Origin of the sequence: Methylobacterium guangdongense (assembly GCF_038442355.1) — a bacterium.
GTDB classification, from domain to species: domain Bacteria; phylum Pseudomonadota; class Alphaproteobacteria; order Rhizobiales; family Beijerinckiaceae; genus Methylobacterium; species Methylobacterium guangdongense.
Map to the genome: position 1 here is coordinate 311,683 of NZ_JBBXMX010000002.1, position 13,970 is coordinate 325,652.

Sequence of the window (13,970 nt, forward strand, 5' to 3'; positions counted from 1 at the left end):
CTGGCATGCCGATTCCCTCGCAGACGAACCGCCCGCTGGTCCTGGCCGCGGTGATGGCGGCGATGTTCATGATCGCCATCGAGGCGACGATCGTCTCGACCGCGATGCCGCAGATCGCCGGGCAACTCGGCGATCTCCATCTCTACGCCTGGGTGTTCGCGTCCTTTCTGCTGACCCAGACCGCCACCACGGTGGTGTTCGGCAAGCTGTCCGATCTCTACGGGCGCCGGCCGGTGCTGCTGTTCGGCATCGCGGTGTTCCTCCTCGGCTCGCTGCTGTGCGGCCTCGCGTGGTCGATGCCCTCGCTGATCCTGTTCCGCCTCATCCAGGGCATCGGTGCGGGGGCGATCCAGCCGGTGAGCCTGACGGTGGTGGGCGACCTTTATTCCGCGCGGGAGCGCGGCCGGATCCAGGGCTATCTCGCCAGCGTCTGGGGGATCTCCTCGGTGGCCGGTCCGCTGGTCGGCGGGCTGATCATCGGCCACCTGAGTTGGCCCTGGATCTTCTGGATCAACCTGCCGATCGGCGTCATCGCGGCGGCCTTGTTCGTCCGCTACCTGCACGAGGGCGTGGAGCGCCGCAGCCGCCAGATTGACGTGGCCGGCGCAGGCCTGTTCACCGCCGCCATCGCGGCCCTGATGATCGCGCTGACGGCAGCCGGCGACTCGGCCGCGGCAGCGTTCTGGCCGGGTCTGGCTTTCATGGTCGCCGCGATCCTGTTCGTGTTGCAGGAGCGCCGCGCGCCCGATCCGATGCTCGACATCCGCCTGTGGATGCAGCGCCCGATCGCCACCGCCAACACCGCGACGCTCCTCTCCGGCATGACGGTGATCGGGCTCACGGCCTTCCTGCCGATGTACGTTCAGGGCGTGCTGCAGCAATCGCCGCTGATCGCCGGCCTGACCCTGACCTTGATGGTGCTCGGCTGGCCGATCGGCGCCACCACGGCGGCGCGCAGTTTCGTGCGGTTCGGCCTGCGCCCGATCCTGCTGATGGGGGCAACCCTGCTGCCGCTGGGCGCCACCGCCTTCGTGGCCCTGGGGCCCACGACCTCGCCCGCCGTGGCGGCCATCGGCTCGATCGTGATGGGCCTCGGCATGGGCTTCCTGTCCACGGCCGCCATCGTGATCATCCAGGACAGCGTCGCCTGGGCCCAGCGCGGGGCGGCGACCGCCTCGAACATCTTTGCGCGCAATCTCGGCTCGACGCTGGGCGCCACCGCGCTCGGCGCCGTGCTGAACTATCGGCTCGCGCACCCGTCGAGCGGACCCACGGTCAGCTCGGACGAGCTCCGGCGCCTGCTCGACGATCCGGCGAGCCTCGGCGCCGGGGGCGAGGCGATCCGCGCCGGGCTCCAGCACGCGCTCCACGGGACGTTCTGGACGGTGTTCGCGGTGGCCGTGCTGACCCTGCTCCTGTCGCTCCTCGTCCCGCCCGTGGCGATCTCCGAGGGGCCGCGCGAGCTGGCGGTGGAGTAGGCGCTCCTCAACAGGACCGGTGCCTTTGCGCCCATCTCCGATGACGGTATGGTCAAGTCGTACCGCAGCTGCGCAGGAGCCGGCATGGCCGCGACCGAGAAGCGGACCTTCAGTCTGCCCGCAGATCAGGCCGCCTTCATCGATGCGCAAGTGCGGGCCGGCTCATTCGCGAGTGCGAGCGAGGTCGTGCGGGCTGGGCTGCGCGCGCTTCAGGAGCGTGACGCTGCCGTCGAGCGCTGGCTTCGGGATGAAGTCGTCTCGACCTATGATGCGATGAAGGCCCATCCCGAACGTCCGATCTCCACCGAGGACATGGCCGAGCGGATGCGCCAGCGTCATGAAGCGCGGATGCGAAATGGCTCGTGACGCGGCGGCGCCTTACCTACGCACCCGCTGCGGCCGACGATCTCGACTGGATCTACGACACAATCGCTGCGGTCACGACCCCCGCCGTCGCGTCGGGTTACGAACAGAAGATCCGTGAGGCTTGCCAAAGGCTTGAGTTCGGGGCCGAGCGTGGAACGCTGCACGACGATCTGCGCCCGGGTCTGCGCTCGATCGGCTTCGACCGCCGCGTTACGATTGCCTTCATGGTCGAAGACGACCGTGTGGTGATCCTGCGCATCTTTTATGGCGGCCGGGACTGGGCTCAGGACGTCTGGTGATCGCCGGTGAATTGCGGCCGCGATGAAAGCGGAAATCCGGTTTCCCCTCCCCCGCCTCATGCTTTAGCCTCCACCTATGCCCCTCGTTCCGCCCCCGCGCCCCGCCGCCCCGCCAGCGGCGGATACCCCACCGACCAGCGTGCTCACCGCCAACCAGCCGGAATGGACGGTGGGCGATCTCGCGGGGGCGCTAAAGCGCACCCTGGAGGACGCGTTCGGCCATGTCCGCCTGCGCGGCGAGATCTCTGGCTATCGCGGTCAGCACGGCTCGGGCCACGCCTATTTCTCGTTGAAGGACGGGCAGGCGCGCATCGACGCGGTGGTGTGGAAGGGCGTGTTCGGGCGCCTGCGCCAGCGGCCCCAGGAGGGTCTGGAGGTGATCGCCACCGGGCGCATCACCACCTTCGCGGGCAAGTCCTCGTACCAGATCGTGGTCGAGAGCCTGGAGCCGGCCGGTCTCGGCGCCTGGATGGCGTTGCTGGAGGAGCGCAAGAAGCAACTCGCCGCCGAGGGGCTGTTCGCCCCCGAGCACAAGCGGGCGATCCCCTATCTGCCGCGGGTCGTCGGCGTCGTGACCTCACCCACCGGTGCCGTGATCCGCGATATCCTCCACCGGCTGGAGGATCGGTTCCCGCGCCCCGTCCTGGTCTGGCCGGTGCGGGTTCAGGGGGATGGCGCGGCGGAAGAGGTCGCCGCCGCGATCCGCGGCTTCAACGCCCTGAAGCACGGCGGCCCGATCCCGCGCCCGGACGTGCTGATCGTCGCCCGCGGCGGCGGCTCGATTGAGGATCTCTGGGCGTTCAACGAGGAATGCGTGGTCCGCGCTGCCTTCGAGAGCGCGATCCCGCTGATCTCGGCGGTGGGCCACGAGACCGATACCACGCTGATCGACTACGTCTCCGACCGCCGCGCCCCAACCCCCACGGGCGCCGCCGAGATGGCGGTGCCGGTTCGCGCCGACCTGATCGCCACGGTGGCGGATCTCTCGGCCCGCTCGGTCGGCGCGGTCGGCCGCCGGATCGAGCGCGACCGGGTGGACCTGCGCGCGCTGGGGCGGGCCTTACCCAGCGCCGATGCGCTGCTTGCGACCAAGCGTCAGCGGCTCGACCTCGCCGAGGCCCGCCTCGCCCCGGCCCTCGCCGCGGGCGCGAGCCGGCACCGGGCACGGCTTCAACTCCTGCTCGATCGGATGGCGCGGCGCTCGCCCGACGTGGCCCTGGCCAATGCCCGCGCGCGGCTGGCGCGGATCGATCACCGGCCGCTCCACGCCCTGCGCAACGATGTGCAGCGCAAGGGCGAGGCTCTGAACCAGCTCGGGCGCCGCCTCGTCGTCGCCCGCGACGCGAGCCTGGAGCGGGCCCGGGCGCTCCAGGCCCGCCGGACCGACCGGCTGCTCGCCCTGTCCGACCGCCTGACGCAGGCCGGCGCCCGCGGGATCGAGCGGCGCCGTGATCGCCTTGCGGGTCTGGCCGGCGTGTTGGGTTCGCTGAGCTACCACGCGGTGCTCGAACGCGGTTACGTGCTGGTGCGCGATGCCGCCGGCCTGCCGGTGCGCCGCGCCGCCGAGGCCGCCGCCGCCGCACGCCTCAGCCTGCAATTCTCCGACGGGACCGTCGCGGCGGTGCCGGAGGGCGGTCTGGAGCCGGTCCCGACCACCCGGACCGGACGTCAGGCCGGCCCGCGGCCGTCGGCGCGCTCGGCCGAGCGGCGCAGCGCCAAGCCGGCCCAACCAGCAGCGGGGCAGCGCTCCCTGTTCGACGCCTGAGCGGGTGTGAGCCGAGGGAGGCTTCGCCTCCCGAGAAGGTCGGTCCGGCCGGCAGGCGGTCCTTCAGCCCGGCTCCGGCCCGACCCGGTAATGGTAGCGGTACAGTTCGTGCGTGAAGCCGAGGCCGCGATACAGCGCCCGCGCCGGCGTGTTCGCCGCGACGACCTGCAGGCAGGCGGCCTCGGCACCCTGCGCCCGGCTCCAGCGGAGCAGCGCCCCGACGGCGCGCCGGGCATGGCCACGGCCGCGCAGGGGTTCGGGGGTCGCGACCGACTCGATCACCAGCATTCCGCGGTCGAGCACGCCGAACGCGATGGCGCCGATCCCACCCTCCGCGAGCGCGCTGGAAAATGCCCGCGGCAGCATCAGGGCGGCGACCGTGTCGCGGAACACCCGGGCGGCGGCGGCATCGGCGTGGTTCACGGCGTCGCGCAGCGCCAGCCAGTCCGCGCCGGGCGCCGTCGCGACGGCGACGGACGGGTCGGGCTCCGCCGACACGTCGTCGAGGGGGCGGTACAGGGTGCAGGTCTCGTCGACGACCGCGTAGGCGGCGGACCGCAGGAACGGCTCCATCTGCGGCGCGATGGCGGGGATCCGGAAGATCGGGCGCTGGCCGAGGCTGCGGTAGAGCGCGCCCGCCGCCGCGATGGCGGGCTCGGGGGCGCCGCTCCGGCGCATCGGATTGACCGAGTTCTGCCGCTTCGACCGGCCGCCCGCGGCGCGGAGCAGATAGCCGTCCAGCAGGATCTGGCGCTGGCTCGGCCAGGCGTTGAGGCAGGCTTCCTCCACCCGCCAGGCGAGATCGGGATCCGACGTCATGGTATCCTCCGGAGGGGGTGATCGCATGGCCGCGTGATCGCGCCAACCAGCCCCAGGCGAGACTTGGCCCGTGCGGCGTCGCGTACGCTTGAAGCAATCCAAGTTCGCGCGATGTCACCGCGATGTCCGAACCTGAACTCCTGTTCTGCCTGCATTTCCTCGGCGGAAGTGCCCGCAGCTGGGCGCCCCTCGCGCCGGCGCTTGACGGCGTTTTGACGTGCGTGCCCATAGACTTGCCGGGCTTTGGTGAAGCGGCGGGCGAGACGGGGTTTTCGGTCGACGCGATGGCCGATCACGTCGCGCAGGCGATCCGTGCCCGCGCGCCCGCCGCCTTCGCGATCGCCGGCCACAGCATGGGCGCCAAAGTGGCGCTCGCCCTGGCACGCCGCGCCGAGGATGGCGACCCGGACCTCGCGGGGCTGACGGATCTCATCCTGATCTCCGGTTCGCCGCCGAGCCCCGAGCCGATCCCGGAGGAGCGCCGGGCCAAGATGCGCGCCTGGATCGACGCGGATCCGGAGACGCGCGAACGGGAAGCCCGTGACTTCATCCGCGCCAATGTCGATACCGATCTCGATGCCGAAATGGAGGCCCGTGCGGTGGCCGACGTGCTCCGGGCCTCCCCCGCGGCCTGGAAGGCTTGGCTCGAGTCCGGCGCCCGTGAGGATTGGTGCCGCCGCGTCGGAATCCTGCACACGCCGGCCCTGATCCTGGCGGGTTCGGAGGATGCCGATCTCGGCCCCGACGCCCAGCAGGCGCTGATGGCCCCCCATCTCGCCCGGCATCGCCGCGTGACCGTCGACGGCGTCGGCCATCTCCTGCCGCTGGAGCGCCCCGACCTGCTGGCCGAACTCCTGCGCGAGCACCTCGCCGGCCGCTCGGAGCCATCCGTCGACGGCCCGCCCGCGGTGCCGCCCGCCTATGCGGCGCTCATCGAGTCCGAGCGGGTCAACAGCCGCCTGCGTCAAACCCTCCGTGAGCGCGCCGAGCCGGACGATCCCGCCTACCGCCCGGAAGCCCTCGATCCGGTGGAACTCGCGATCCTCCGAGCCGCTCTGGCCCGGATCCTGCCGGTGCCCAGCCTTGACCCCGCAGCCCGGATCGACCGCCGCCTCGCCACGGGAGGCGGCGACGGCTGGCGCTTCTCGGCCCTGCCGGCCGACCCGGAGGCCTACCGCGCCGCCCTGCGCACCCTCGACGCCGCGGCACGCGCGTCCCAGAACCGCCCCTTCGTGTCCCTCGAACCCGACAAGCAGGATGCCCTGCTGACCCTCTGCCAGAAGGGCGACCTGACGGTCCCCGACGCCCTCGGCGGCCGGCTCGATGGTGACCGGATGCGCTTCTGGTTCGAGGATCTGCGCGGCGACGCGGCCCGGCTCTGGCTCGGCCATCCCGCGGCCCTGGCGCGGATCGGCTTTTCGGGAATCGGCGCCGGGGGCGACCGGCCGGGCGACATCGCCACGGACCTGCCGGGCTTCCACGCGGTCGGGTTGGATACGCCGGAGCCTTGGGAACCCGAGCCGAACCCAAGAATGCCGTCGCACGGGGAGCTGGCACGATGAACTTCGCGGGCATGCGGACCTACCGCGAGGACGACGTCGTCGATGCGGTGATCGTCGGGACCGGGGCGGGCGGCGCGCCGCTCCTCGCCCGTCTCGCCGCGGCGGGCCTCAAGGTCGTGGCCCTGGAGGCCGGACCGAACTTCACGCCGGAGCGCTTCGCCTTCGACGAGACCCTGGCGGACGAGATCTACTGGACCGAGGAGCGTCTCAGCGGCGGCTCGACGCCGGAAGCCTTCGGCGGCAACAACAGCGGCACCGGCGTCGGCGGCTCGACGCTGCACTGGGGCGCCTTCGTGCCCCGGGCCGATGCCCGCGACCTGCAGCTCCACACGGAGACCGGCGAGGGCGTCGACTGGCCCCTCACCTACCAAGACCTGCTGCCATACTACGAGCGGGTCGAACGCTTCCTCGGCGTCTCGGGGGCGCAGAGCTATCCCTGGGATGCCAACCGGCGCTATCCCCTCCCCCCGGTGCCGCGCAACGGCCCGGCGCAGATCATGGCGCAGGCCTGCGAGGCCCGCGGGATCCGGTGGGCCGACGCGCCCGCCGCGGTGGTCTCGCGGGACTTTCAGTCCGAGGAGGGGCCGCTCCGCGGCGCCTGCATCAATTGCGGCTTCTGCCATCAGGGCTGCCGCAACGGCGCCAAGGCCAGCATGGACGTCACCTACCTGCCGCTGGCGCTCGCCCGCGGCGCGGAAATCCGGGCCGAGGCCTTCGTGCACGGCCTGGAGCGCGGCAGCGACGGGCGGATCACCGCCGTGGTCTACCGGCAGGACGGCCAGGACCGCCGCCAGCGCTGCGCACATGTGTTCCTGTGCGCCGGCGCGGTCGAGACGCCGCGGCTCCTGCTGCATTGCGGGCTGGCCAATTCCAGCGACCAGATCGGCCGGAACTACATGGGGCATGTGGCGACCCAGGTCTGGGGCACCTTCCCGCACGAGGTGCGGATGAACCGCGGCTATCCCTCCTCGCTGATCACCGAGGACTTCATCCGGGCCGGGGCGGATTTCGCCGGCGGCTACCTGATCCAGAGCCTCGGCGTGGTGCCGGTGACCTTCGGGAACGCCGTGGCGCGCGGGCGGGGGCTGTGGGGCAAGCCGCTCCTCGACTATCTCGATCGCTACAACAATCTCGCCGGCATCGGCATCAACGGCGAGACCCTGCCCTGCGATACCAACGTGCTGACGCTCTCGGACGAGACCGACGCGCGCGGCATGCGCAAGGCCCGGATCGATTTCGGCTACGGCACCAACGAGAATCGCCTCAACGCCCATGCCACGCAGGTGATGCGCGGCCTGTGGGAGGAGGCCGGCGCCGAGGACATCTGGGTGCTGGAGCGCGTGGCGCACACGCTCGGCACCTGCCGGATGGGCCGCGACGGATCGAGCGCCGTGGTCGACCCGCAGGGCCGCAGCTTCGACATCGACAATCTGTGGATCTGCGACGGCTCGACCTTCCCGAGTTCGCTCGCGGCGAACCCGGCGTTGACCATCATGGCGCTGAGTTTGCGGAGTGCGGAGGCGTTTCTGGGGGCTGGGCCGGCAGGGCGGGCATGAGGACCCTGCCGCCAGGAAACCGGCCTCGGCCCTACGTGCTCGCAGGCTCTGCCCGGTGACGTCGAGACCTTGAGAGACAGCGCACCGGAGGGCTTGCCGCGACCGGAGCCGGTGCATCAGTCCCGGTCGAATCCACGAAGGATCCGCGTCCTAGGCTGAACCGATCCGCTGGGCGCTGACCCCCGGTATCGTCGCCAGCAGCGTGCTCAGCGTGTTCACCAACTCCACCGCGGCCGAGGGCGTCAGCACGAGGCGCCCCGTCACGTGCGCGCTCGGGGGCTGGCTCGGTGGCACCCCGGTCGTATCCGGCAGAGCGCGCTGTGCCGCCAGCGTCACGAACAGCGCGCCCTCGAAGACCGTGCCGGTCACCGTAGTCGTGGCCACGATCTCGCGCACAGCCGGATCGTCCACGATCCGGGCTCGGGGTCTCATGGCCATGCCGAAGATGCTCCGTCCGTCAAAGTGTCATCGTGGAAATGCCGAGCATCGCGCTCTGCAGGTTCGTATCGTCGTTTGTAATTCAAAATTCAAGAGCTTAAAGATTACTCTCAGTTGCGTTGCCCTTGAGCAACGCATTTCCCAGGAAAAAATTATGCGGTTTCTTTCGGCGATGGGCCGATTGACTGCGATGTTTGGATCGGCAACTCAATGTCTCAGGTCTGCCGGGAGCGACGATCCGGGCGGAGATTCAAGGTAGCCACGTTCAGCAGAGCGGATGGCGGCCAACTCGAGATGGCGACATGGCGACCGTCGATACCCTGTTTTCTTTCGACGCATCTTCCAGCAGCGGCAACGCCACCGGTGACTTCCCCTATGCCGGCCTGATCGCCGACGCTCAGGGCAACCTCTACGGAACGACGCTTTGGGGCGGCGCGAACAACACCGGGGCGGTGTACGAGCTGGTCAAGGGCGCCAACGGCTACACCCAGCAGACCCTGTTCTCCTTCGCCGCCCAGCCCAGCAACGGCAGCGGCAACGCAACCGGGGCCTTACCTTTCGCCGGCCTGACCGCAGATGCCCAAGGCAACCTCTACGGTACGACACGTTATGGCGGCACGAACAATACCGGAGTAGCGTACGAGCTGCTCAAGGGCGCCAACGGCTACGCCCAGCAGACCCTATTCTCCTTTGCCGCCAACAGCATCGGCACCGGCAACACCACCGGCGCCAACCCCTCTGCGGGCCTGACCGCCGACGCCCAGGGCAACCTTTACGGCACAACAGATAGGGGCGGCGTCAATGACACCGGAGCGGTGTACGAGCTGGTCAAGGGCGCCAACGGCTACACTCAGCAGACCCTGTTATCCTTCGCCGCCAATAGCAGTAGCGGCAACGCCACTGGAGCCAAACCCTCTGCGGGGGGGCTAATTTCTGATGCTCAGGGTAATCTTTACGGCACCACATCTCAGGGCGGCGCGAACAACTCCGGGACGGTGTACGAGGTGGTCAAGGGCGCCAACGGCTACACCCAGCAGACCCTGTATTCCTTCGCCGCCAAAAGCAGCGGCAACGTGACCTGGAGTAACCCCAATGCCGGCGTGATCGCCGACGGACAGGGCAACCTATACGGTACAACGCTTAGGGGAGGCGCGAACGACACGGGGGCGGTGTACGAGCTGGTCAAAGGTACCAACGGTTACACGCATCAGACCCTGTTTTCCTTCGCCGCCAAGACTGGCAGCGGCAATGCCACCGGCGCCTACCCCACTCTGGGGCTGACTGCCGATGGCCAGGGCAATCTCTACGGTATGACGGGACAGGGTGGTGCGAACGACACCGGGACGGTGTACGAGCTGGTCAAAGGCGCCAACGGTTACACTCAGAAGACCCTGTTTTCTTTCGCCGCCAACAGCAATAGCGGCAACGCCACCGGGGCATATCCCTTTTCCGGCGTCACAACCGACGCTCAGGGCAACCTCTATGGCACGACGTCTCAGGGCGGAGTGAACGACACCGGAGTGGTGTTCCGGGTTTCGAACGGTAACTCCGCGTCGCCGAATCAATCTACGAACCCGGTCGCCACAAACCAAACCGCCACAAACCCAACCCCCCCACCCAACAACGCCCCCTGCTACTGCACCGGCACGCGCATCCTGACCGAGCGCGGCCCGGTCGCGGTCGAGGATCTGGCCATTGGCGATCGGGTCATCACCGCCGCCGGTGCTCACCGCCCGATCCGCTGGATCGGCACCCGCAGCTACGGCGGCCGTTTCGCCAACACCAACCCGGCAATCCTGCCCGTCTGCGTCAAGGCCGGCGCGCTGGCCGAGGCGGTGCCAGTCCGCGACCTCTGGGTCTCCCCCGAGCACGCCCTCTTCCTCGACGGCGTGTTCGTGCCGGCCGAGCAGCTCGTCAACGGCGTCACCATCGTGAAAGCCGAGCGTGTCGAGGCGGTCACCTACTGGCACATCGAACTCGACAGTCACGACGTGCTGCTCGCCGAGGACGCGCCGGCCGAGAGCTTCGTCGACGATGGCGGCCGGGCGATCTTCCACAACGCCGCCACGTACCGCGCCCTGTACCCGCACGCGTCGGCCTGGACGGGCAAGGTGGCCTATTGTGCCCCGCGGGTGACGGACGGCTTCGCCCTGGAGGCGATCCGGCGGCGGTTGGATTTGCGTGCCGGTCTGCCGGTGGCGCCGGCGCGGACCTTCGGAGCCCTGCGCGGCCAGCTCGACCTGTGCGCGGTCGTTACGGACGGGACCCTGCGCGTGGCGGGCTGGGCCTGGGACCTGGCGTATCCGGATGGGCCGGTCTGCCTGGACGTGGTGGTGGACGGCGCGGTTGTCGGGCTGGCCTATGCCGAGGCCTACCGCGCGGACCTCGCCGCGTCCGGTATCGGCGACGGTTGCCATGGCTTCGACGTGACGCTGACGCTCCGGGGGCTGTCCGGCGCGTCCACGGTCGCATTGCGACGCTCGGCCGACGGGGCGATGCTCGGCACCGCGCATCCGGCCGCGCCGATCGGGATTGCTGCCTGACCCAACGGGGCGAGCCGCGGCGGTGGCACTGCGCGGGCATGTCGATCACCTGTCCCGCCGACAGGTGATCGGCTGGGCGCGGGATGCAGCCGCGCCCGACAGCACCGTGGCCCTGGTCGTGCTGGCCGACGGCCGCGCGGTCGGCCGCTGCCTCGCCGATCGGCCCCGGGACGACCTCGTCGCGGCCGGCGAGGGCCACGGCCGGCACGGTTTCGACTTCGCCTTCCCCGATGGCGCCTTGCCGACGCTGGCCCGCTGCACAGTTTCCGTGCGCCGTGAGGGCGACGGTGCGGCCGTGCCGGGGCCGCCCCTGATCCTCGACCCGATCACCACCTTCGACACCGATCTGCGCAGACGGTTGTCCCAGGTGTTGGCCGAGCCTGTGGATGCAGGCGAGCGTGCCCGGCGTCTCGCCTTCCTGCTGGAGGAGGTGCAGCGCCTGCGGCAGGCCGGGGCCGACGATTTCGAGGTAATCCGCGATCCCGGCGCTCGGCCGCGGGCCCTAGTGATCGATATCACGCTGCCGGTGCCCAACCGCGACGCCGGCTCGAACGCGATCCTCTCGCATGTCCGCGCCCTGCAGCGGCTCGGCTACGCCGTCACCCTCACCCCCGTCGATATGGTGGGGGATGCTGCGGCGCTGGAAGCCGAAGGCGTGCGCTGCTGCCTGTCGCCCTGGTACGCATCGGTGGAGGAGGTGCTGCGCCGGCACGAGGGGGCCTTCGCGCTGGTCTATCTGCATCGGGTCGACACCGCCGGACGCTACGCCCAGCTCGTCCGCGACACGCAGCGGGGGGCGCGGCTGGTCTACAGCGTCGCAGACCTGCACCACTTGCGCACCGCTCGCCAAGCGGCGGTCGAAGGCCGGGCGGACTTCGCGGCCTACGCCGAGCACGTGCGGGTCCTGGAACTCGGTTCGGCGCGGGTGTCGGACGCGGTGATCACCCACTCGACGCACGAGGCGGAGATTCTGGCCGCGTACATTCCATGGGAGCGGGTCCATATCGTGCCCTGGGCGGTCGCTCCGCGCCCGACCGTCGTCTCGTTTGCCGCACGGCGGGGTATGGCCTTCGTCGGTGGCTTCGGCCATCGGCCCAACGTCGATGCAGCGCTATTCCTGATCGAGTCGGTGATGCCGGCCCTGGCAGCGCTGCGGGCGGGCGGATCGGCGGCCGAGCTTCCTTGCCTGCTGGCGGGCAGCGGCATGCCGGAGCACTTGGTGGCTGTGGCGGCGGCGCGGCCGGGGGTCGAGATCCTGGGCCGGGTGCCGGACCTCGCCGCGCTGTTCGACCGTGTGCGGCTAAGCGTGGCCCCCTTGGCCTATGGAGCGGGCGTGAAGGGAAAGGTCCTCGACAGTCTGGCCGCGGGAATCCCCTGTGTGTGCACGCCGGTTGCCGCGGAGGGGCTCGATCTGCCGGAGCCGCTGGCAAGGCTGGTGGCGGATACGCCGGCCGGCTTGGCCGAGGCGATCCTGGCGCTGCATGAGGATGAGGGACTGAACTGGGCCTGCGCCGCGGCGGGGCTGGCCTACATCGCGGCGATGAACAGCGAGCGACGGGTGGACGCTCGGATGCGTGCAGCTCTCGACTTGCCGAACAGCGGGCCTGCACATGCGCGTCCGGAAACGCCGTAGGCCCGGTCGCTGACGTCGCTGATCGCAGCCCTTCAGCATCGCAGGTCTGGCTCCGGTCGCCCTGGCCGGGGCGTTACGGCCGCCCCGCGCAACGCCGCGAGCCCGCGTCGCTGCCGGCCGTCCGCGTCGAAATTCGCCGGCTCGAGCCACGCTTCGAAGCCGGCGCGGACCTTCGGCCAGTCCGCGTCGGTGATCGCGTACCACGCGGTGTCGCGGGAGCGCCCCTTCACCACCGTGGCATTCCGGAAGATGCCCTCGAAGGTGAAACCCAGGCGCAGGGCCGCCGCCCGGGACGGGGCGTTGAGGCTGTCGCATTTCCACTCGTAGCGGCGGTAGCCGAGTTCGTCGAAGGCGCGGGCCATCATCAGCGCCATGGCCTCGGTCGAGGCCGGCGTCCGCTGCAGGCGCGGCCCGAAATGCAGGTGCCCGACCTCGATCACGCCGTTGGCCGGATCGATCCGGAGATACGAGGCGATGCCCAGGGGCTCGCCGCTCGCGCGGTCGAGGATCGCATGGAACAGGGGATCCCGGCTCGCCGCCCGGGCTGCGAGACGCTCGCGGAACGCGGCCTCGCTCTCCGGCATCTCATCGGGAAGATACGTCCAATTGCGCTGATCGGGGGCTGCCGAGAAGGCTGCGAACAGGCCGGCCGCATGGGCCTCGGCGTCGAGGGGCACGACCCGGCAGGAGCGACCCTCCATGGGCGTGCGCGGCGGATACGGCCGCGGCGTCCAGTCCGGCAGGGCCGGACCGATCGGCTGGCCGAAAGCGTTGACCCGCCCGTTCATGACCGCCCCCGCTCGGCGACGAGATCGGCGAGGTCCGCCTCGCCCGCGGCCCGGAAGCCCGCGATCACCCCGGCCCGGTCGGGCTCGGGTCGGTTCTGGCTCATCTTCCACTTCCCCTCGATCCGCGTGATCGGGATCTCGATGCCGATCAGCGCCTGAACCTGCGCCGCCACGAACGGCTCCGGCGCGTCGGACACCGCCCAGGGCTCGGCCCGCGCTCCCTCCCGGAACGCGGTGAGATCCGCGATCTGGCGCCGGAGCCACGCGGGATCCTCGATCACGCGCGGCCGCCCCCAGGCCTGCACGGTGGCGTAGTTCCAGGTCGGCACGACCCGGCCGTGAACCTGCTTGCTCGCATACCAGCTCGGGGTGACGTAGCCCTGCGGCCCCTGGAACACCACGAGGCAGTCCGCGACCGCCGCAAGGTCCCGACCCTGCGGATTGGCCCGCGCGAGGTGCGCGCGCAGGATCCCGTGCGCGCCGCTTTCGTCGAGGAGGAACGGGATCGGGTTGGCCGTAAGTCCGGACGGCCCGGCGGTAATCAGGAGCCCGAGCGGATAGGCGCGGATCAGCGCATGCTGGGCCTCCCGCGAATCCTCCCTGAAGTGCGGCGGCTGGTACACGGGTCTCGTCCTGTCGGGCGACGCGGAGGCGTACGGTCTGCCCGGCAGGCTTGACCGCTCGGTGGACCAGAGGGAAGGTCCAGTTTACGAAATCCGACTG

The 13,970-nt window shown here is 70.4% G+C and carries 12 protein-coding genes; 8 read left to right on the plus strand and 4 right to left on the minus strand.

Translation table 11 applies throughout. The annotated features are described in order from the left end of the window. Positions 1-5: 5 nt before the first annotated feature. From AAHG09_RS05305 to xseA, 4 genes are all read left to right on the plus strand, one after another. Entirely contained in the window at positions 6-1,478 is a 1,473-nt protein-coding gene (locus AAHG09_RS05305) for an MDR family MFS transporter (protein WP_342105855.1), read from the plus strand. An 84-nt stretch (positions 1,479-1,562) separates the two neighbouring features. Further along, the gene (locus AAHG09_RS05310) at positions 1,563-1,844 is read left to right on the plus strand and encodes a type II toxin-antitoxin system ParD family antitoxin (RefSeq protein ID WP_342105856.1); all 282 of its coding nucleotides are present in this window, start codon (positions 1,563-1,565) and stop codon (positions 1,842-1,844) included. Continuing rightward, entirely contained in the window at positions 1,841-2,143 is a 303-nt protein-coding gene (locus AAHG09_RS05315; RefSeq protein WP_342105857.1) for a type II toxin-antitoxin system RelE/ParE family toxin, read from the plus strand. Before AAHG09_RS05310 ends, AAHG09_RS05315 begins: the two co-directional genes overlap by 4 nt. Positions 2,144-2,219: 76 nt before the next feature. Continuing rightward, positions 2,220-3,908 (plus strand): exodeoxyribonuclease VII large subunit, encoded by a 1,689-nt coding sequence (gene xseA, locus AAHG09_RS05320; protein ID WP_342105858.1) that lies wholly within the window; start codon positions 2,220-2,222, stop codon positions 3,906-3,908. Positions 3,909-3,971: 63 nt separating this feature from the next. On the opposite strand, the gene AAHG09_RS05325 is transcribed toward xseA, so the two are convergent. Continuing rightward, on the minus strand, positions 3,972-4,727 hold the full coding sequence (locus AAHG09_RS05325) for a GNAT family N-acetyltransferase (RefSeq protein ID WP_342105859.1): 756 nt from the start codon (positions 4,725-4,727) through the stop codon (positions 3,972-3,974). Positions 4,728-4,849: 122 nt separating this feature from the next. Between AAHG09_RS05325 and AAHG09_RS05330 the strand changes: the two genes are divergently transcribed. Then, entirely contained in the window at positions 4,850-6,289 is a 1,440-nt protein-coding gene (locus AAHG09_RS05330; RefSeq protein WP_342105860.1) for an alpha/beta hydrolase, read from the plus strand. Further along, a complete protein-coding gene (locus AAHG09_RS05335) occupies positions 6,286-7,845 on the plus strand; it encodes a GMC family oxidoreductase (RefSeq protein WP_342105861.1) in 1,560 nt (519 codons plus the stop codon). The genes AAHG09_RS05330 and AAHG09_RS05335 overlap by 4 nt, the downstream gene beginning before the upstream one ends. Before the next feature lie 150 nt (positions 7,846-7,995). Here AAHG09_RS05335 and AAHG09_RS05340 read toward each other — a convergent pair whose 3' ends face one another. Next, the gene (locus AAHG09_RS05340; RefSeq protein WP_342105862.1) at positions 7,996-8,283 is read right to left on the minus strand and encodes a hypothetical protein; all 288 of its coding nucleotides are present in this window, start codon (positions 8,281-8,283) and stop codon (positions 7,996-7,998) included. 302 nt (positions 8,284-8,585) lie between these two features. Between AAHG09_RS05340 and AAHG09_RS05345 the strand changes: the two genes are divergently transcribed. Both AAHG09_RS05345 and AAHG09_RS05350 read left to right on the plus strand, forming a co-directional pair. After that, the gene (locus AAHG09_RS05345) at positions 8,586-10,826 is read left to right on the plus strand and encodes a choice-of-anchor tandem repeat GloVer-containing protein (RefSeq protein WP_342105863.1); all 2,241 of its coding nucleotides are present in this window, start codon (positions 8,586-8,588) and stop codon (positions 10,824-10,826) included. A gap of 22 nt (positions 10,827-10,848) precedes the next feature. Beyond that, on the plus strand, positions 10,849-12,459 hold the full coding sequence (locus AAHG09_RS05350; protein WP_342105864.1) for a glycosyltransferase: 1,611 nt from the start codon (positions 10,849-10,851) through the stop codon (positions 12,457-12,459). Between the two features lie 32 nt (positions 12,460-12,491). Here the strand turns inward: AAHG09_RS05350 and AAHG09_RS05355 are convergent, their stop codons facing one another. Both AAHG09_RS05355 and AAHG09_RS05360 read right to left on the minus strand, forming a co-directional pair. Continuing rightward, on the minus strand, positions 12,492-13,247 hold the full coding sequence (locus AAHG09_RS05355; RefSeq protein WP_342105865.1) for a GNAT family N-acetyltransferase: 756 nt from the start codon (positions 13,245-13,247) through the stop codon (positions 12,492-12,494). Then, positions 13,244-13,870: an FMN-binding negative transcriptional regulator gene (locus tag AAHG09_RS05360; RefSeq protein WP_342105866.1), complete on the minus strand. Its 627-nt coding sequence runs from the start codon at positions 13,868-13,870 to the stop codon at positions 13,244-13,246. Before AAHG09_RS05360 ends, AAHG09_RS05355 begins: the two co-directional genes overlap by 4 nt. Between the last annotated feature and the right edge of the window lie 100 nt (positions 13,871-13,970).